The 17,754-nt window shown below is 69.2% G+C and carries 20 protein-coding genes and 2 tRNA genes; 13 read left to right on the top strand and 9 right to left on the bottom strand.

Going from position 1 to position 17,754, the window contains the following annotated elements:
- The first annotated feature begins 23 nt into the window (after positions 1–23).
- Positions 24–464 carry an ester cyclase gene (locus E1212_RS05370; RefSeq protein ID WP_162605326.1) on the top strand — a complete coding sequence of 147 codons (441 nt, stop codon included), beginning with the start codon at positions 24–26 and terminating at the stop codon, positions 462–464.
- On the opposite strand, the gene E1212_RS05365 is transcribed toward E1212_RS05370, so the two are convergent.
- Positions 418–1,512 (bottom strand): saccharopine dehydrogenase NADP-binding domain-containing protein, encoded by a 1,095-nt coding sequence (locus E1212_RS05365; protein ID WP_131980099.1) that lies wholly within the window; start codon positions 1,510–1,512, stop codon positions 418–420. The genes E1212_RS05370 and E1212_RS05365 overlap by 47 nt on opposite strands.
- Before the next feature lie 72 nt (positions 1,513–1,584).
- Between E1212_RS05365 and E1212_RS05360 the strand changes: the two genes are divergently transcribed.
- The 4 genes from E1212_RS05360 (at position 1,585) to E1212_RS05345 (ending at position 5,643) form a co-directional block, all read left to right on the top strand.
- Positions 1,585–2,526 (top strand): GlxA family transcriptional regulator, encoded by a 942-nt coding sequence (locus E1212_RS05360; RefSeq protein WP_131980097.1) that lies wholly within the window; start codon positions 1,585–1,587, stop codon positions 2,524–2,526.
- Between the two features lie 390 nt (positions 2,527–2,916).
- Positions 2,917–3,441: a hypothetical protein gene (locus E1212_RS05355; protein WP_131980095.1), complete on the top strand. Its 525-nt coding sequence runs from the start codon at positions 2,917–2,919 to the stop codon at positions 3,439–3,441.
- Entirely contained in the window at positions 3,438–3,731 is a 294-nt protein-coding gene (locus E1212_RS05350) for a hypothetical protein (protein ID WP_131980093.1), read from the top strand. The genes E1212_RS05355 and E1212_RS05350 overlap by 4 nt, the downstream gene beginning before the upstream one ends.
- A 340-nt stretch (positions 3,732–4,071) precedes the next feature.
- Positions 4,072–5,643, top strand: coding sequence for a hypothetical protein (locus E1212_RS05345; RefSeq protein WP_131980091.1), 1,572 nt, complete (start codon positions 4,072–4,074; stop codon positions 5,641–5,643).
- Between the two features lie 484 nt (positions 5,644–6,127).
- Here the strand turns inward: E1212_RS05345 and E1212_RS05340 are convergent, their stop codons facing one another.
- The 4 genes from E1212_RS05340 to E1212_RS05325 form a co-directional block, all read right to left on the bottom strand.
- Positions 6,128–6,508, bottom strand: coding sequence for a hypothetical protein (locus E1212_RS05340; RefSeq protein ID WP_131980089.1), 381 nt, complete (start codon positions 6,506–6,508; stop codon positions 6,128–6,130).
- A 375-nt stretch (positions 6,509–6,883) separates the two neighbouring features.
- A complete protein-coding gene (locus tag E1212_RS05335) occupies positions 6,884–7,516 on the bottom strand; it encodes a hypothetical protein (RefSeq protein ID WP_131980087.1) in 633 nt (210 codons plus the stop codon).
- A gap of 377 nt (positions 7,517–7,893) precedes the next feature.
- Positions 7,894–8,217, bottom strand: a complete 324-nt coding sequence (locus tag E1212_RS05330) for a DUF6966 domain-containing protein (RefSeq protein ID WP_131980085.1) — start codon at positions 8,215–8,217, stop codon at positions 7,894–7,896.
- Entirely contained in the window at positions 8,214–8,993 is a 780-nt protein-coding gene (locus E1212_RS05325; protein WP_131980083.1) for a GntR family transcriptional regulator, read from the bottom strand. The genes E1212_RS05330 and E1212_RS05325 overlap by 4 nt, the downstream gene beginning before the upstream one ends.
- Before the next feature lie 163 nt (positions 8,994–9,156).
- Between E1212_RS05325 and E1212_RS05320 the strand changes: the two genes are divergently transcribed.
- Genes E1212_RS05320 through E1212_RS05305 form a run of 4 tightly spaced genes read left to right on the top strand, consistent with a single transcriptional unit; the run spans position 9,157 to position 12,582 of the window.
- Positions 9,157–9,486, top strand: coding sequence for a hypothetical protein (locus E1212_RS05320; protein WP_131980081.1), 330 nt, complete (start codon positions 9,157–9,159; stop codon positions 9,484–9,486).
- The gene (locus E1212_RS05315; RefSeq protein ID WP_131980174.1) at positions 9,486–11,060 is read left to right on the top strand and encodes a replication initiator; all 1,575 of its coding nucleotides are present in this window, start codon (positions 9,486–9,488) and stop codon (positions 11,058–11,060) included. Before E1212_RS05320 ends, E1212_RS05315 begins: the two co-directional genes overlap by 1 nt.
- Complete coding sequence (locus E1212_RS05310; protein WP_131980079.1) at positions 11,045–11,323, top strand: helix-turn-helix domain-containing protein; 279 nt, start codon at positions 11,045–11,047, stop codon at positions 11,321–11,323. The genes E1212_RS05315 and E1212_RS05310 overlap by 16 nt, the downstream gene beginning before the upstream one ends.
- Complete coding sequence (locus E1212_RS05305; protein ID WP_131980077.1) at positions 11,323–12,582, top strand: tyrosine-type recombinase/integrase; 1,260 nt, start codon at positions 11,323–11,325, stop codon at positions 12,580–12,582. The genes E1212_RS05310 and E1212_RS05305 overlap by 1 nt, the downstream gene beginning before the upstream one ends.
- 14 nt (positions 12,583–12,596) lie before the next feature.
- On the opposite strand, the gene E1212_RS05300 is transcribed toward E1212_RS05305, so the two are convergent.
- The 3 genes from E1212_RS05300 to E1212_RS05290 all read right to left on the bottom strand — a co-directional run bounded on the left by E1212_RS05300 (position 12,597) and on the right by E1212_RS05290 (position 14,284).
- Positions 12,597–12,674 (bottom strand) — tRNA-Asp (locus E1212_RS05300).
- A gap of 49 nt (positions 12,675–12,723) precedes the next feature.
- A tRNA-Glu gene (locus E1212_RS05295) sits at positions 12,724–12,796 on the bottom strand.
- 69 nt (positions 12,797–12,865) lie between these two features.
- Positions 12,866–14,284, bottom strand: coding sequence for a metallophosphoesterase family protein (locus E1212_RS05290; RefSeq protein ID WP_162605325.1), 1,419 nt, complete (start codon positions 14,282–14,284; stop codon positions 12,866–12,868).
- Between the two features lie 180 nt (positions 14,285–14,464).
- Here E1212_RS05290 and E1212_RS05285 point away from each other — a divergent pair, with 180 nt between their 5' ends.
- Positions 14,465–14,815, top strand: coding sequence for a metallopeptidase family protein (locus E1212_RS05285; RefSeq protein WP_131980073.1), 351 nt, complete (start codon positions 14,465–14,467; stop codon positions 14,813–14,815).
- Between the two features lie 223 nt (positions 14,816–15,038).
- Here the strand turns inward: E1212_RS05285 and E1212_RS05280 are convergent, their stop codons facing one another.
- Positions 15,039–15,782 carry an ABC transporter permease gene (locus E1212_RS05280; RefSeq protein WP_131980071.1) on the bottom strand — a complete coding sequence of 248 codons (744 nt, stop codon included), beginning with the start codon at positions 15,780–15,782 and terminating at the stop codon, positions 15,039–15,041.
- A 34-nt stretch (positions 15,783–15,816) separates the two neighbouring features.
- On the opposite strand from E1212_RS05280, the gene E1212_RS05275 reads away from it, so the two are divergent.
- Genes E1212_RS05275 through E1212_RS05265 form a run of 3 tightly spaced genes read left to right on the top strand, consistent with a single transcriptional unit; the run spans position 15,817 to position 17,753 of the window.
- On the top strand, positions 15,817–16,455 hold the full coding sequence (locus tag E1212_RS05275; RefSeq protein ID WP_131980069.1) for a cob(I)yrinic acid a,c-diamide adenosyltransferase: 639 nt from the start codon (positions 15,817–15,819) through the stop codon (positions 16,453–16,455).
- A 10-nt stretch (positions 16,456–16,465) separates the two neighbouring features.
- Entirely contained in the window at positions 16,466–17,095 is a 630-nt protein-coding gene (locus tag E1212_RS05270; protein ID WP_131980067.1) for an MBL fold metallo-hydrolase, read from the top strand.
- 37 nt (positions 17,096–17,132) lie between these two features.
- Positions 17,133–17,753, top strand: a complete 621-nt coding sequence (locus E1212_RS05265) for a hypothetical protein (protein ID WP_131980065.1) — start codon at positions 17,133–17,135, stop codon at positions 17,751–17,753.
- Position 17,754: the final 1 nt, after the last annotated feature.

Raw genomic sequence — 17,754 nt, 5'->3', positions numbered from 1 at the left:
CGGTGGAGGGACGGGGGGCCGTCATGACCACGGACATCAAAGAGAGCGCCTGCCGCGTGCTGGAGGAGATCTTCCCGGCGAACGACGAGACGGCCCTGGCCGAGCTCATCAGCGACGAGTTCGTCAACCACGAGGCACCGCCCGGCACACCGCCGGGCCTCGGCAGCGTCGCGTTCTACATGCACCTGCTCGCGGGCGCCTTCGCCGACCAGAAATGGACCGTGCACCAGGCGCTGGCCGAGGGCGACACCGTCGCGATCCACTGCACCCACAGCGGCCGCCACGTCGGCGACTACTTCGGCATCGCGCCCACCGGCCGGTCGTTCAGCTACCGCCAGATGCACCTCATCCGCTTCGCCGGCGGCAAGGGCGTCGAACACTGGGCCGTCCGCGACGACGCCGGCCTGATGCGCCAGCTCACGGCGTCGCCCGAGGGACCTGCGGCCCAGCGCTCGAGAGGCTGAGGTACTCGCTGCCGGGCGCGGACAGGGCGGCCAGGACGTCGCCGGCGGCGAAGATCTCGCCGGGCGAGGCGACGCCGGTCGTCAAGGCCCGGCCGCTGAGGAGTCGCTCCACGCCCTCGGCGACGATCGGGGCGCTGACGGCGTAGATGTCGCGGCCCGACGCCGACACCATGCGGTCGCGGCCGTCCCGGCGGACGACGACGTCGACGACGAAGCGCTGGGCGGAGCGGCCGGACTCGTCCGCGGGCGACGGCGGCGGCGTGTCCGGGTCGCGCAGGTCGGCCAGCGGCGCCGCGCTGAGGTACGTGCGCAGCTCACCCACCCGCACGTGCCGCGCGATCGTGATGACCTCGGAGAACGGCATCGCGACCACCGGCTGCGGCCCGAACGGCGCTGGGAAGATCCAGGTCGTGGTGGGGGCCTGGTCCGGCAGCGACGCCAGCGTGCCGCCGGTCACGATCAGCCGAGGCACCGTGTTGCGGCGGCCGGTGATGCGGGTGCCGGCGGTCGGCCACCAGCGGTCCAGTGCGATGACGACGGTGATCTCGTCGGCCTCGCCGCCGCAGCGGCCGTCGCCGCCGCCTTCGCCGTCCGAGTCGTCCGGGCCGGACAGTGCCGCCGTCGCCAGCAGATCGGCGAGCCCGCCGTAGAACGCCATCGCCGGCACGACGGCGACACCCGCGGCCCGTGCGGCGTCGCCCAGCGCGGTGTGGAGGGCCTGCACGGCGGCCTGCTCGGCGGTCAGGTCGAGGTAGTGCACGCCGGCCGCCACGGCCGCCGTCGCCACTGGCAGTGCGGTGTCGGCGAACGGGCCCGCGCAGTTGACGACGGCGGCGGTGCCGGCGAGCGCCCGGCGCAGCGCGACGGGGTCGTCGACCGCCGCGGGCCGCTGCTCGACGCCCGGCCAGCGGCCGGCCACGAGGTCGAGGCCGGCCGCGCTCCGGCCCGACAGCACCGGCGTCAGCCCGCGGCGCAGGAGCTCGTCGACCACGAAGCGGCCGGTGTGGCCGTAGGCGCCGTAGACCAGCACCCGCGCGGAGGTGTCCATGCCGCCTATCGTCGGCGGCTTTCCCGGTCGAGAGTGAGCGTCCGATCTGACGTCGGTCGTACAGTTTCGGACATGCACCGGATCGCGCTCACGGCCCACCGGACCACGATGCTCTACGAGGCCGCCATCGCCGCGGAGATCTTCGGTGTCGACCGGTCGGACCTGTCGCCGTCGGGGGACTGGTACGACTTCGTGGTCTGCACGCCCGACGCCGCGCCGAGCCCGTGGTTCCCGGCGGCGCGCAGCACCGGCTTCGCCGCGCTCGCCGAGGCCGACACCGTCGTCGTCCCGTCGACCACCGACCCGGGCGCGGAGCCGGACCCGCACCTCCTCGCCGCCCTGCGTGCCGCGCACGACGGCGGCGTCCGGATCGCCTCGCTCTGCACTGGCGCGTTCGTGCTCGCCGCCGCCGGCCTGCTCGACGGGCGGCCCGCGGCCACGCACTGGATGCACGCCGACGACCTCGCCCGCCGCTACCCGCGCATCGACGTGCGCGCCGACGTCCTCTACATCGACGACGGCGACGTGCTCACCTCGGCGGGCAAGACGGCGGCGCTGGACCTCTGCCTGCACGTCGTCCGCCGCGACTTCGGTGCCGCGGCGGCCAACGGGCTCGCCCGGCGGCTCGTGGTCCCGGCGCACCGGCCGGGGGGCCAGGCGCAGTTCATCGCCCCTCCGGCGGTTCCCCGTGCCGCCGGCGGCATCGCGCCCGCCCTCGAGTGGGCCCGGCGCCGGCTCGACCAGCCGCTGACCGTCCAGGACCTCGCCCGCGAGGCCGGGCTGAGCAGCCGTCAGCTGGCCCGGCGCATGCGGGCCGAGCTCCGGGTCGCACCGCTGACCTGGCTCCAGCAGCAGCGGATCGCCCGCGCCCAGGAGCTGCTCGAACGCACCGACGCCTCGGTCGAACAGATCGCCGTCCGCTGTGGCATGGGAACGGCGACGACCCTGCGCCGGCACTTCCACGCCGCCGTCGGCGTCAGCCCGACCGCCTATCGCGCGACCTTCCGTCCCTGAGCGCAGACTCGCCGGTCCGCGGCATCGCCGCGGGATTCATCCGTCCCCGGAAACGAGAACAGCTCAGAGGATGACCTCTGAGCTGCTGGTGTTGCTGGCGGTCCTGACGGGACTTGAACCCGCGACCTCCGCCTTGACAGTGCGGATCGGGCTTCCCGTCCGCTGTCGTCCGTTGCCGTTGGTGGTTCATCTGCGCAGGTCAGCATGGCGGCTGATACCGGCCCGTGTCCGCGGGTGGTGCGGGTTCTGATGCCTCTTGGCTGCCTCGTCGCTGCGCGGCCACGTGGCCCGCCCGGTGCCTGCGTGTCCTCATCAGTTAGTCGCCCCCGGCCGGTGCGCCAACACCGGTCCGGGGACTTGATCCCAACCTGAACTAGCAGGGAGAGACCCGTGGTCAAGCTACCCGAACCCGATCCCCGAGAGATCATCACCCGCGCACCCTTCGTCGAAGAGGGCGTCGGCGAGATGGTCGCGCACATCCTGCACGGCGATGCCCATATCGATGTGGAGATCAAGCCGTTCGATACCGACATGTACGCGCAGTTCGATCTGCTCCCGAAGGAGGCCCGCCGGCTCGCCGCCGACCTGGTGCGCATCGCCGACGTCGCGCAGCAGGCGATGTGGACGCCGAAGCTGCTTGCCAACGTGCGGGAGCGATACCTACCCGGCGCGACCGATGTCGAGATCGTCGAACAGCTCAATCGCATGGTCGAGCGTGTCGGCGGCCTGGAGCTGATGAAGCCGGGGGTGCTCTACCCGCAGGACGGCTACGAACTCACCCGCCAGGCCCACCGCCAAGTGTTCGACCGCGTCGCCGGTGTGCTGGCCGAGACGGGTGTGACGCTGGGCGAGCTGGAGTCCGTCGTCCGTGATCTGCGCAAGATCCAGCGCGCCGAGACCGAGGATCCCTCGTGACCGCCGCTGACCGGGAGGACTGCTCGGTGAAGTGGTGCGATGAGTCCGGGGTCCACACCGTCCACCGGCACTATGTGGAGTCGATCCCGGCCGACTCGGGACGCTGGGTGCTCGGCGTCAACGTCGTGCGCCCGCACAGCTCGACGACCGGGGTCGAGCTGGCGACCGTGCCGCGTCATGGTCGCAGCACTGTGGTTCGCCTCGGGACTCATGAGGCCGATCTACTGCATGAGGCCATCCGCGAGGCCGTCGAACGCATCCAGCGACGAGCTGGCCGCGACGACGTCTAACGAGGCGCCGGCTGGTCCCGTCGCACGGGGGTCGCAGTGGGATCCATGCGTAAACGATGGACGGTCAGCCGTAGATCGGCCCAGGTCAGGTACCATGTAACTTGATCGAATTTGCGCCGATTTGCATCCACCAGTACGCTCGGCCCGATCGCCTACGGCGACGCTTCGCGCTAGTCGGGCCGAGCGTACTGGTGGATGCGCGAACTCTGCCGCTTAGACCCGCTGCAGGCCCCTCACCAGGGCTTTCTCGCTGGGCGGGCGAACAGCTACGCCAAAATGAAAGGGAGGAAGCGGCCCTGAGGCGACTTCCTCCCGTCAGATAAGAGAGTAGCCCCTCGAGGTGCTGGAGAACAAGCCGTACGCACAACATGTGTCGAAGCGCATGCTGGACTTCTGTGCTGCCGCCACGCCGTGGTCTCGCCGACTCTGGCGGCTCGGCGCGCTGTTGGAGATCGACGAGCTCATCGAGGCTGCACAGGCGAGGCATGAGAGCGCCCTGTCCGAAGGTTCGCTCAAGTACTTCCGACAGTCGCTGGCACCGCGCGTGCGAAGAGACCTTGGGCTTGGCTCGGAGGCTCGTCGCGGGCAGATCATCACTTACGTGAACCGCGCCTTTGTTCCAAAGAGCCACGATTCAGAGGCCTTGACTCTTCTCAACTCGGAATCCCGTCAGGCCTACCTGGCCAACTGGGCTGGTGCGGTTGCCGGCGAAGATGTTCCGCCTGAGGTAGTCGCCCGCGCGGCCACCAGCCATCTTCTTGATCAAGGCTACAGCTCTCAGTTCATACATAAGTGGCTTACATATCATATTAGATACCGTGCTGATCAATTGTCACTTTCCGATCTTTTCGACGAAGCCCATTCGCTCTCACTCCGCCCCAAAGTAAACTATCAGGTCCTCGTTCCGGTGGATGCCATGCCAGCGCTGCCCGCCGAAAGGGAAAGCTGCTGGTTGTCGCCCACTGAGACGGCGCAGTGGCTTGACGAATGGTTTCCCTTGGTGCAGCATCCCCGCCAGTCCGGCGGCCTCTTGCTCGATATCCAATCGCGAGATGTTTATTCGCTGCAGGCCGATGTCAAGACGTGGCTGGAACGGCTCAGTTCGCGCTTTAGAGTCGGCACGCGCGAGCGTCTTGAGTTCCATTCACAATTCTTCATGTTGGGAGAACCTGAGCCGGTATCCTACCTTCCAGGGCCGAGGCGTGTGCAGGTGCTCTCCCTTGAGAAGACCGCTGAGATATTTCGGCTGCGGCTCGCACCTCAGATCGACGCTGCACTTGAGATCTTGGAGCCACTGGACCGTGGCCCCGCGGTGCCGGCCTTAGCTGGGAGCTGGGCAGCTATTGAGTCTCTCCTGGTGGGTCCAGGCGATGCTGACAATCGAGTTGTAGCCGCCACGAGGATGGCTCAGATCGTTGGGTGCAGTTACGTGGGATCAGAACTGCTCGCCCTATCTGATGCTTATGCGTCGTCCATGACTGACGATCTCGCCCGCCAACTTCGTGCCATGCGAGATGGCAAGCTTCGGGCTTCCGCCTTTGAGACGGCACTTCGGAACGACGCCACGCTGAATATGCCGGCTTTGCGACACATGGCAGCATTGGAAAGAATGAAGGAATTGATCGCAGATCCAGCAAAGATACTGCCGCGAATCGTGCAGCAACTGGAGGACGCGTTCCGCCGTCTGTATAGGCAGAGAAACCTCATCGTCCACGCCGGCCGAACCTCCTCGGTAGCGATGTCGGGAACCCTTAGGACCGTTGCGCCGCTGGTTGGCGCCGGCATCGATCGAATCGTCCATGCGAGTGTTACGGAGCACAAAGATCCGCTAATGCTCACAGCGACTACGGCCGTCCGATTGGCGCAGGCTCAACAAGGGGCCTCCGAATTGTTTGCGGAAATGCTTGGCTAGCCCGCTGGTGGCTGCGTGCGTGGGTGATTCTCCCGGGCGCCGTCTCATTCTGAGGCGTCGCCCCATAGCTGCCGGTCGTTGGTTGGAGCGGAGCGGGTCAAGGGTCGGCGTAGCCGATCACGCAGTGACGCCAGAGGCGCCCTTGACGCGTGGAGTGGAGACCAAAGGATGGCCGCTATGGGGACGACGCCTCCAACCGTGACTGTGCATAGTCGATTCAGCGTTGTCCGCCCGTGTGCCCGACGGCCGGCAAGGCCCGGAACGGCCGCCAGGCCGCACGCCCGGCCAGTCGGCCGGGCGGGCACGGCGCGCGCAGCGCGCCGCTTGATCCTCAATAGCTCAATCCAGCAATGCACCGCGGAAGTCGGGTGTCCTGTCGCGGGCGATGCTTGACAGTCGCGTATCACCTGATGCTTGACACGGCGATGCCTAGGAAGGCGCAAGGTCCGGCTTCCAGCATCTAGGCGCGCAGTCGGCGTCCTCGTCAGCGTGGTCTCAGAACAGCCCGCCTAGACATCCAGGCAGATAGGCGGTGGACGAAATCTGCAACGGCCCCTGCTCGATCCGGATGGACCTTGACGTGACGCCGTTCCCCGTCGAACCATCCGACCTCGGTGCCTTCGATGTAGACGGAGGGCGTCCATCGCTGGTCACCGCTCCAGAGGTCCCACAGTTCGATTAGCGCTGGCTCGCCGCGGAGGCCTTCCGCGAGGTGGCGCTCGAATTCTATGTCAGCGAAGAGTTGGTCAGCGAGCTGCAGCAGGAGGCCGAAGGCCGGCTCGTCGCGATGTTTCACGATCGAGGCGACACGAGCAGCAGCGACGTCCGGTGCTCGCACAGGATCTTCGCTCAACTGCTCCTCCACCTTAGAAGCGTCCCATGCCGTCCGGCTCGGGCGGCACGTCAAGGATCAACCGACACAGATTCGTCAAGCATCAACTGCGTCAAGACAACCGCGGAAGTCGGGTCGCGGCCGCGGATGGTGCTCGACTGGTTCGTGTCTCCCGATGCTCTGACCTTCGACGCGTCAACGTTAAAATCGTAGCAACAGACTGCGCGCGGTATTGCTCACCGCGGCCGAGATCCTGGCCCGAACACCGCGTCGGTCGCGGCGAATAGCGTGCACTTCGATCACATACACCCGGCAGATCCGGACGCTCCCCACGAGCAAGCGCAGTAGGTCCGACCCCAGAACGAACTCGCAATGCCGGACGCTGGTCTCTAACGAATCTGCAGGCACCTAGAGCGCTGGACCATCAAGGTGCGTACGACCCAATGCCAAGTTGACCGCGACTGCAATATCCGAGACAGCGTCCGCGTAGCGGATCGCAGCCTCCTGGGAGATCTGCTCCTCGGGCTCATGCGCGACTCGGTTACGGAGATAGGTCAACTCATCGAGCACAGAAGCCTCGCGTTTTGTCAAGATCTGTTGGTCAACGGCGAGTCGGCCCAGCGTTCTCATCGGAACGAACCTCGGCCCGCGCTGACCGTCGGGAGCATCAATACTGTTGCGAAGCAAGCTCTCAAGTCGCACGAAGCTCTCCATTACGACCGCCCGCGGCGCGACCTCGGCGAGCCGCTCCATCTCCAGTCGGAAGTCTGCGGCTACGGCCTCGACCCGTCTCGGGGACTCGAGTTCGGCGGGCGACTCGAGTTCCGCGGGGGACTGCTCGGCTTCGAGCTCCTTCTCGACCTGCGCCAACTCTTCGTTGAAATCTGCTTCAAGGCCACTCGGCCCAACCTTGAGCCGTTTCAAGCGCGGAGAGTTGGCCATCGTCTTGATGGGCTCTTTGAGCAACAGCACAACGACGATGATGAGTAGGGGCCAGATCAACTGCCCGATCGTCGCGCTAAGGAACTCCAGCTCGGTCACGATTTGCGATCATAGTCGCTGCGGCGGGTCCTGTCGCCAATCGAGCACGCTCGTGAACGTCTCGCTCGCTCATTCTGCAGGCCGTCCACCATGGCGTACCGGATCAGGCCGGCGCTCGGCGCCGCAGCTTCACCGCATCCGGCCACGTGAATCCGGGCAGATTGACGCAACTTTGTGAAGTGTTTGGTTACATCGCACCAGCCGTCGTCGCACTCTCGTGACCGATCGGTCATTGGTCTGCGGGGCAAGCTCGGTGTTCGAAGCAGCGTGCCAGACATCGGGCGACGCAGATCGGTGGCAGACCAACAGGCGCAAGACAAGACAGCGGCGCGGACGTCGACAACCGGTGAACGATGCGCACCCGCGATGAGGCGGAGTCAGGCCGTGTTGCGGAGGTCGCGCGCCAGCTGCGAGATCTCGGAGCGGAGTGCGGTCAGCCGTTCGTTGATGTGTCGCTCGTCGTTGCGCTGGACAGGGTGGCCGTTCGCTTCCATGATCAGCAGGTCGTTGAGACTGCCCATGCCTCCGAACGCGCTCTGCAGGCGGAGCAGCCCGTGAGCATCACCATCCATGAGTTCGCGCTTCGAAGCCGAGAGCACGCTCGCCCAACGGGTCTCGCCGTAGCGTTCCAGCAGGGTGACAGCCTCACCCAGCAGATCCGCCAGCCTGGCAACGTCGTCGTGCGCGTCCTGGGGCTTCATAGCGGCGTCGGCTGATCCGTCCGGGGTGGTACGGGGAGCCGGTAGGACAGGACGTAGCGGTCGGAGGAGACGACGATGTCGGCGGTTTCGATGGGCCGGCTCTTGGCGTAGTAGGTGCGTTCGATCGCGAGAATGGGCACGCCGACCGGGACCTTTAGAGTCTCGGCCTCGTAGGGGCGGGCGGATCGTCCGGTGACGTCCTCGACGACGTGGGTGATGTGGATGCCGATGGCGTCCATGCGGGGCACGACGCCGGTGACGGGGCCGCCTTCGGGTTGCTCGACGGGCGTGCCTTCGGTGATGGCGAGCGGCTCGAACGAGGTTGAGAGCATCGCGGGCTCGCCGTCGGCGAAGAAGCGGTAGCTGGTGCGCATGACCGGGTCGCCTGCCTGGATGCCGAGCCGGTCGGCGATGGTCTTGGAGGCGGTGGTGCGGCGGGTCTGGTACTCCCACTCGGGGACCTGGCCGGACGCTCGGGCGGACGCGGCGAACGGTGAGCCCTCGGGACGCTCGCTATACAGGTCGCCGACGACGCGGGTGCGCTGTGGCCGCTGGGCTCGGACGAAGCTTCCGCGTCCCTGCTGCTTGACCACGAGTCCTTCGGAGCGGAGGACTTCGACGGCGTTGCGCACGACGATGCGTGAGACGCCGTAGTCGGCCATGAGGTCGGCTTCGCTGGGCAACCGGTCTTCGGCCTGCAACGTGCCGTCGAGGATCTGGCTGCGGATGTCGTCAGCGATCTGCAGGTAGGCAGGGCGACCCCTGAAGTCCGCCACAGGCCCTCCCCTCTACTCGACAGAACAAGTCTTCCACCTGGGCGGTCGCCCGCGTAACTGTGGCGGTCAGCGTGGCGTGTCGGATACTGCCTTGTCCAGTCGTCCTACTTATTATAACGTGTTGAGTGTCGGATGGCGTCATCCCCTATCCCCGGAGGTCACGATGACGACCCAGACACTCGCCTCGGCCATGGCGGCGACGCTACGGCCGTTGCGGCTGAACTTCGCCCAGGTGTGCATCTGGTGCGGCTACCGGTGGTGCGCGTCACCGCGCTGCGTCGGCAAGCACGAGCGGTCAGTGTGGATCGTGTGCATCGACTGCGACGGCTTCGGCGTACTCGGCCCGCTGGACGCGTGCCACTGCGTGCACGGCCTGATGGAGGCCACGCCGGCCGTCGATGCTGCCGAGCTGTGTCGGCCGCTGCCTGTGTACCGGCCGGAGGACGACGAGCCGGAGTTCATGGTCACGCCGCGACCGGCGGGGCGGCCGTGATGGTGCTCGGCCCGGCGCTCTCCGACGAGCTGGTCCGCAGCGCCGCCGTGCTCGTCGGTGCCTGTGTACGTCCGGTGCTGTCGCGGGTGACCGACACGGCGACCGGCGACGTGCGGACCGTGACGATCGCGTGTGGCGCGACCCGTGACGCGGTCTGCCCGTCCTGTGCGGAGCGGGCTCGCCGGTTGCGGATGCAGCAGTGCCGCGAGGGCTGGCACCTCGATACCGAACCCGAGCTCGACGACCCCGACGCCTCAGAAGGCAACGACGAGACGCGCACGGCCGATGGCGAGCATGATGCGACGGAACGGCGCGTACGGTCCACCAGGCGGCGTGAGGACGTGCCCGACCTGCCCCGGCTGCCGGTCTCGGGCCATACCGTCGGGCGGACCTTCGAGGCACCGGATGGCAAGACCTACCGGCCGTCGATGTTCCTCACCCTCACGATGCCGTCCTACGGTCGCGTCACCGACGAGGGCGTCCCCGTCGACCCGGACCGCTACGACTACCGGCGCGCCGCGCTGGACGCGATGCACTTCCCGAAGCTCGTCGACCGGTTCTGGCAGAACCTGCGCCGCGCCACCGGCTACAACGTGCAGTACTTCGCCACCGTCGAACCGCAACGCCGCCTCGCGCCGCACCTGCACGCCGCCATCCGCGGTGCGATCCCGCGCAAGCTCATCAAGCAGGTCGCAGCGGCCACGTACCACCAGGTCTGGTGGCCAGACATCGACCACGTCCACCACTACCGCGACGGCAGGCCCGCCTGGGCCGACGAACAGGGCGGCTACGTCGACGACGGCGGCTGGATGCTGCCGACCTGGGACGAAGCCATGGACTACGTCGACAACGGCGACGGCCTCGACCTCGGCGAGGAGCCCGAGCCGGTCCACGTGCTGCGCTTCGGCGTCCAGGTCGACCTGCAAGGCATCCTCGCCGGGACCCCGGCCGCTGACCGACGCGTCGGCTACCTGACGAAGTACCTGACCAAGTCCATCGCCGAACCGCTCGACATCGATGACCCGAACCGCATCTCGGCCGCTCGCCGCGCCCACATTGACCGCCTCGCCGAAGAGGTCCGCTGGCTCCCGTGCTCGCCGACCTGCGCGAACTGGCTGCGCTACGGCACCCAGCCGAAGAACGCCAAGCCGGGCATGGAACCTGGCCGCTGCCCGTCCAAGGCCCACGACCGCGACCACCTCGGGCTCGGCGGCCGCCGTGTCCTCGTCTCACGCAAGTGGACCGGCAAGACGCTCACCGAGCACCGCGCCGACCGAGCCGCCGTCGTACGCGCAGTCCTCGCCGAAGCCGGCATCGAGATAGACGACCACGACCAGCTCTCGGCCACCGCCACCGCACCCGACGGCAAGCCCCGCTACCTCTGGACGCCGGTCCGACCCGGCGACCCCGACGCGCCCTCCTACGTGTGGGCCGTCGCCAAGTCGATCGAGCAACGCCGCCGCTGGCGCGAGCAGTACGACGCCGCCAAACAGGCCACCGGACCGCCGTCCGGTGATGTTTCGGCAACCGACCCGTCCTCCCCGGAAGGAACCCCGCCATGCCCGACAACGTGATCCGCCTCGACGCACACCGACCGCCAGGACAACAGCCCCGCATCGACGCCCTCGTCTACTCCGTCGCCGAGGTCGCCGAGCTGCTGAACCTCGCCCTCGGCGGCACCTACGCCCTGGTGCGGTCCGGCGACATCCCGGCGCGCAAGCTCGGCGGGCGCTGGGTGATCCCCAAACAGGCGTTCCACGACTGGCTGGAGAACGTCACCCTCGAGCCCGACCCGGAGCCCGGACCGCTGCTCCCCGGCCAGGACGGGCTGTTCTGATGGGCTTCGTACGCAAGACGCCCGCCGGGACCTATCGCGCGGTGTGGCGTGATCCGTCCGGGGCGCAGCGGTCCAAGTCGTTCCCGACCAAGCGCGACGCGTCGAGGTTCCTCGCCGAGGTCGAGTCGACCAAGAACCACGGGCTCTACGTCGATCCTCGCGCCGGACGCGTCCGTCTGAGCGACTACGCGGCGACATGGGTCGCTGGGCGGGCGAGCGCCACGACGACCACCGTGCGCACGGACTCGGTCCTCCGGACCCACGTGCTGCCGCGCTGGGGCTCGGTGCCGCTGGACAAGATCGACCACTCGTCGGTCCAGCGCTGGGTCTCGGAGCTGAACACCACGCGCTCGCCGGCCACCGTGCGGAAGTGCTTCCACGTGCTGGCGGGCATCATGCGGCTCGCCGTCCGTGACCGGCTGCTTGCCTTCAACCCGTGCGAGGGCGTCCAGCTCCCGGCGATCCGTCGTTCGGACACTGACGAGCGCACGATCAGCCGCGAGGCGTTCGTGAGCCAGCTCCTGCCCGCCGTCCCCGAGCGTCACCGCGCCCTGGTCGCTCTGGCCGGCGGAACCGGGCTGCGCTGGGGCGAGTGCGCCGGCCTCCGCTGGGACGCCGTCGACCTGGACGCCGAGGAGGTCCAGGTCGTGCGGGTCGCGGTCGAGGTCGCCGGGGCCGTCACGACGAAGCCGTTCCCGAAGTCGCGCGCCGGCCGCCGCGTCGTCCCGCTCCCGCCGCTCGTCGTCACAGCGCTGCGCGATCACCGTCGCCGCTACGGCCAGGGCGACGCGGGCGAGGTCTTCACGAACCAGGCAGGCGGACCGGTCCGCCGCACGCTCTTCCGCGTCCGGGTGTGGCGCCCCGCGCTCGTCCGGGCCGGCCTGCTGGGCAAGGTGGTCCAGGAGGACGAGAGCGCCTATCGGGGCACGTGGCAGGACGAGGCCGGACGAGAAGCGACGGAGACCTTCGAGACCGAGGCCGCCGCCGTCAAGGAGGTCGCTCGCCGGGCCTCAGGTGGGCTGCGCTTCCACGACCTGCGCCACTCGTACGCGACCTGGCTCGTCTCCGACGGCGTCCCGGTCAACGACGTCCAGCGGGTCATGGGGCACGAGCAGGCGACGACGACGCTCAACCTCTATACGCACGACTCCGGAAGCGCCCGCACCAGAGTGAGGGGACTGTTCGATGCCTTTTCGCTGCCTCGGCCCGCCGACGAGACCGGGTCCGGACATGAAAACAGCTCAGAGGATGGCCTCTGAGCTGTGGGTATTGCTGGCGGTCCTGACGGGACTTGAACCCGCGACCTCCGCCTTGACAGGGCGGCGAGCACTCCGAGCTGCTCCACAGGACCTTGCTGTACTGCATTTCCTTGCCCGGTTTCCTGCCGAAGCAGGGCACCGCATCCCCAACGGGATTCGAACCCGCGTTGCCGCCTTGAAAGGGCGGAGTCCTAGGCCGCTAGACGATGGGGACCAGATCGAGTGACGACATGGGCCCATGGCTCGTCGCCGTTCGGGACGTTGAAAGCATAGGGTGACGCGCTCAGTTCTCCAAATCGGGAGCTGGCGACGGGTTCTCGGGGCCCTGAGCGGCGCCGTCGTCCTCGCCGGCCTGGTGGCGGTCGATCTCTGCGCTGGTCTGGCCGAGGCCGCCGAGGGTGAGATCGTCCCAGGCCACCAGGGATTTCGTCTCCGGATCGAAGTACAGGACGGAGAGATCGACCGGAGTGGGATCTTCGTCACGTAGGCCGCGCAGCCCGGCGCCGCCGGTGGAGCCCTGGACCATGACCCGGGTGCCCTCGTCGAGGACGTAGGTGTCGCGCTTGTGTGCGTGCCCCGACAGCACCAAGGGCGCGATGCCGTCGAACAGCTCGGCGTTGCTGGGGTCGTGGTAGACGATGACGTCCGGCGGCGGGTCGAGGTCGCCGGCCGCCTCGGCGAACTCCTCGGTGCCCTCCTGGAGCTGCTCGTCGAAGACGCCGCGGACGGACTTGTCCGGCGTGAACCGGGGGTCGGGCGCCCCCATGAACCGCAGCCCGCCCACCTCGGCCGGCTCGCCGTCCAGGACGACGGCGTTGGGTGCGGCGGCGACGGCGGCGGCGGTGGCGACGGAGTCGTGGTTGCCCTTGACGAAGACGTAGGGGCGGCCGAGGTCGGCGATGGGCCGCACGTAGGAGTTCTCCAGCGGCGTGCCCTGGTCGACGATGTCGCCGCTGTCGACGATGACGTCGACGTCGTACTGCTCGGCGACGGAGTCGATGACGTCCCAGGCGGCCGGGTTGAGATGCAGGTCCGACACGTGCAGGACGCGGATGGTGTCGTCGTTGGGCTGGAAGGTCTGCAGGTTGAGCGTGGTGTCGTAGACGGCGGCGACGTTGGCGACGAAGCCGGCCAGCTGGTCGGCGTAGGCGTCGAAGTTGGTGGCGATGTCCTCGGCGTTGCCGATCAGCTGCGGCGCCGCCGCCAGCGGCCCGGTGTAGGCCGGCTCGCGCACCGACTCGGGGTCGTACGTGAGCGCCGACAGCCCGTAGCTGCCGACGACGGCGGCGGTCGCGACCCCGGCGGCCAGCAGCGTTTGCCGCACCGACCGCAGCACCAGCGCGGCCGCCAGCGTGCCCCCGATGACGGCGGTGAGCGCGGCCCGCACCGCGGCGTCGACCAGCACGTCCTGGATGCCGGTGGTGATCTGCTCGTCGAGGCCGGCGATCGAGGACGGGTCGGCGACGTAGCCGCTGAGGCCGTCGAGATCGACCTGGCGGACGGAGATGTCGAGCGTCACCGGCCCGGAGTGGGTGTCGAGCACGACGGCGCCGACGGGGTCGAGGTGGATGACCGACTCGCCGGTGAACGCCGGCCGGAACTCGACGTCGATGGCCAGCGGCCCGACGTACGCCTGGGTCGTGCCCGCGACGGCAAGCCCGAGCCAGGCACCCGCCAGCGCCAGTGCGACCGGGCTGGCCACCGTGAAGACCCTGCGGAGCCACGACGGCCACGTGGCGGGACGCGTCAGGTCCCGCCACGTGTGCCGCCGCACCGGATCTCCCGGCGGGCTCGTCTCCGTCGCCACGTCCACGCCACGTTCGTAACACATTTCCGGGACCCTCAATCGGTCCGTCCGGATTCGGCAGGCGAGACTTGACCCGTGCTGGAGCTGACCGAGACGGAGTTCGAGGCCCTGGTGTCCGAGGCGATCGACGAGATCCCGCCGGAGCTGGCCGAGATGATGGACAACGTGGTGATCCTGATCGAGGACGAGGCTCCGGACGACGCGCCCGAGGTGCTCGGCCTGTACGAGGGCACCCCGCTGACCGAGCGCGGCGAGTGGTACACCGGCGTGCTGCCGGACACCATCAGGCTGTTCCGGCTGCCGATCCTGCGCATCTGCGACACCCCCGACGACGCCGTCGAGGAGGTACTGATCACGGTCGTGCACGAGGTGGCGCACCACTTCGGCATCGACGACGACCGGCTGCACGAGCTGGGCTGGTCGTGACGCGCTCGTCCGATGGACGAGGCTGGTGATGGTTCGGGCGCCGGGCCGGGAACGCCTCTCGGCGCAACGGCCGCTCGTAGCGGCTATAGGTGGGACCCGGGGTTACCACGGCCCGCCGCCCAGCGAGAGCCCCGAAGGGCTGTCGCCAGTACCTGAAACTACCTGATGTCCGGTGTTGTTCCCAGCCTTCCGGCGTGGGAAGGATCACCTTGACCGTCAGCGATCATGGTCTGACGATCACGCCGCGAGCCACGAGCTCGATGGTCAGCGCCACGGCGATCGCCTCGACAGCCAGCAGCGCGACCAGCACGAACAGCTGCACGGCGCCCGCCTGGATCGGTTCGGCGCCGCCGATGAGCATGCCCACGAACGCGCCCGGCAGCACCACCAGCCCGACGGTGCGGGTCTGGTCCAGGACCGGGATCAGCGCGGTCGTGGCCTGCGGGCGGGCGATCTCCAGCGCGGCATCGCGGGGCAGCAGGCCGATCGACAGCGCGGCCTCCACCTCACCCCGCCGCGCCGCCAGCTCGTCCAGCGCCCGCCGCCCGGCCAGCGCCGACGACGTCATGGCGCCGCCGATGAGGATCCCGGCGACGGCGATGACGGCCAGCGGCGTCGGGGGCAGCACGCCCACCGCCAGCAGCACCGTCACGACGAGCACCGGTCCGGACGCCACCGGCACGACCGCCCAGCGCCAGGATCCGTCGCGGGTCATCCGCCGCCCGGCCGTCACCGTCGCCGTCGCCGTCATGACCAGCACGAACGCAGCCGTCAGCGGCTCGACCTCGACGACGGCGGCGAGCACCAGCGCGACGGCGGCGAGCTGTGCCACCGCCCGCAGCGCGGCCGTGACGACGCCGCGGCCGTGCCCGAGCCGGGCGACGGCGCTCACCGCGACGGCGACCACCACTAGGACCGCCATCGCGACACCCATGGCCGGCCCGACCGGCAGCAGCGTCGACGACATCCCGCCGAGCATCGCACCCCCGTAGGGTGGAGGAGTGGTCAGGCTGACGAGGATCTACACGCGCACCGGCGACGACGGCACCACCGGGCTGGGCGACTTCAGCCGCACGCGCAAGACCGACCCGCGGCTCGCCGCCTACGCCGACGCCAACGAGGCCAACGCCGCCATCGGGGTCGCCGTCGCGCTGGAACGCTCCGGCAGCGGCGGCGACGGCGGCAGCGGCGGCCTCGGGCCCGATGCCCTGGCCGTCCTGCAACGGGTCCAGAACGACCTCTTCGATGTGGGCGCCGACCTCTGTGTGCCGCTGAAGCCCGAGTACGAGTACCCGCCGCTGCGGGTCCAGGCCGCCTGGATCGAGGAGCTCGAGGCCGACTGCGACCGCTACAACGCCGAGGTCCCGAAGCTGACGTCGTTCATCCTGCCCGGCGGCACGGTCACCGCGGCCCAGCTGCACGTCGCCACCACCGTCGTGCGACGGGCGGAGCGGTCGGCCTGGCGGGCGGTCGAGGAGTACGGCACCGGCGACGACGGCGGCGTCAACCCGCTGACCGCGACCTACCTCAACCGGCTGTCGGACCTGCTGTTCATCCTGTCCCGCTACGCCAACCGCGCCGCCGGCGACATCCTGTGGCAGCCCGGCGGCGGCCGCGCGGAACCGCCGCCGGGACGCTAGCCTCGGGATCATGAGGCTGACGAAGTACGAGCACTCCTGTGTCCTCGTCGAAGACGGCGACGCGCGGGTCCTCATCGACCCGGGCGGCTTCTCGCACGGCTTCGAGACGCTCGCCGGGCTGACCGCCGTGCTCGTCACCCATCAGCACGCCGACCACCTCGACGTCGAGCGGGTGCGGGCGCTGCTCGAGCGCAACCCCGAGGCCGTGCTGTACACCGACGCCGGCAGTGCGGCCGTCCTGGCCGAGTCCGGCATCGCCGCCACGGGCGCCCAGCCGGGCGAGCGGCTCGACGTCGGCACCACGGTCGACGTGTTCGGCGGGCACCACGCCGTGATCCATCCCGACGTGCCGGTCATCCCGAACGTCGCCTACCTGGTCGGCGGCCGGTTCCTGCACCCCGGCGACTCCTACACGATCCCCGACGTCGACGTCGAGATCCTCGGGATGCCCACCAGCGCGCCGTGGTCGAAGGCCAGCGAGGTCGTCGACTACGTCCGCGCTCTCACGCCGCACGTCGCGATCCCCATCCACGAGGCCCTGCTGGCCGTTCCCGACGTCTATTTCGGGCTGTACGACCGCCTGGCTCCGGACGAGACGGACCTTCGGATCGTGACACCGGGCGACACGTTCGAGGCCTGAGTCGCCGGCCACTCCGCACACAAGGGACAATGGAGACGTGACCGAAGGCAGATCCGAGCGCCACCACCGGCGACCGCAGCTGCGCCCCGACATGCCCGATCTGCTCGGCGACCCCGATCCCGCCGACCGCACCGCCGTCGCCCACGCCACGGCCGCCGCCGTTCTGCAGGCCGCCCGGGCCGAGCCCGGCACCACGCCCCGCCTCCTCGAACTGGCCGACCGCATCGGCCTCGACGAGATCGCCGAGCTCTGGCGCGGCTCCGGCTCCGACACCCTGCCCGGCACGCTCTGGTCGCTGTACCTGCTGCGCAGCTGGGTACACCGCAACGGCACCGAGGCCGCGCGCGTCTTCGCCGTCGGCGAGCGGGTGGCCGAGGTGTCGACGGCGGTCGCCGGGGTTGCGCACCCGCCCGGCCCGGACGAGGTCGCCGCCCTCGGTGACGCCGTCCTCACCAGCGCCTTCACCGGCGACTTCGCGGTCGCCCTCGAGCGGGCGGGCGCCTTCTGCCGCGTGGTCGCCGCCGGCCGCGCGCACTCCGCCGACGACCTCCCCGAGGACGAGGGCGAGCGGCAGACCCGCCTGGCCAGGGGAAACCTCCGCATGGCGGAAGAACTCGAGCGCGCGGCGGCTCTCTGGCGCCGCAACGAGCTGCACTAGC

The sequence above is a fragment of the Jiangella ureilytica genome, from assembly GCF_004348545.1.
GTDB classification, from domain to species: domain Bacteria; phylum Actinomycetota; class Actinomycetes; order Jiangellales; family Jiangellaceae; genus Jiangella; species Jiangella ureilytica.
Note: the sequence above shows the minus strand (reverse complement) of the source record. Positions and strands in the feature narration are given on the sequence as shown.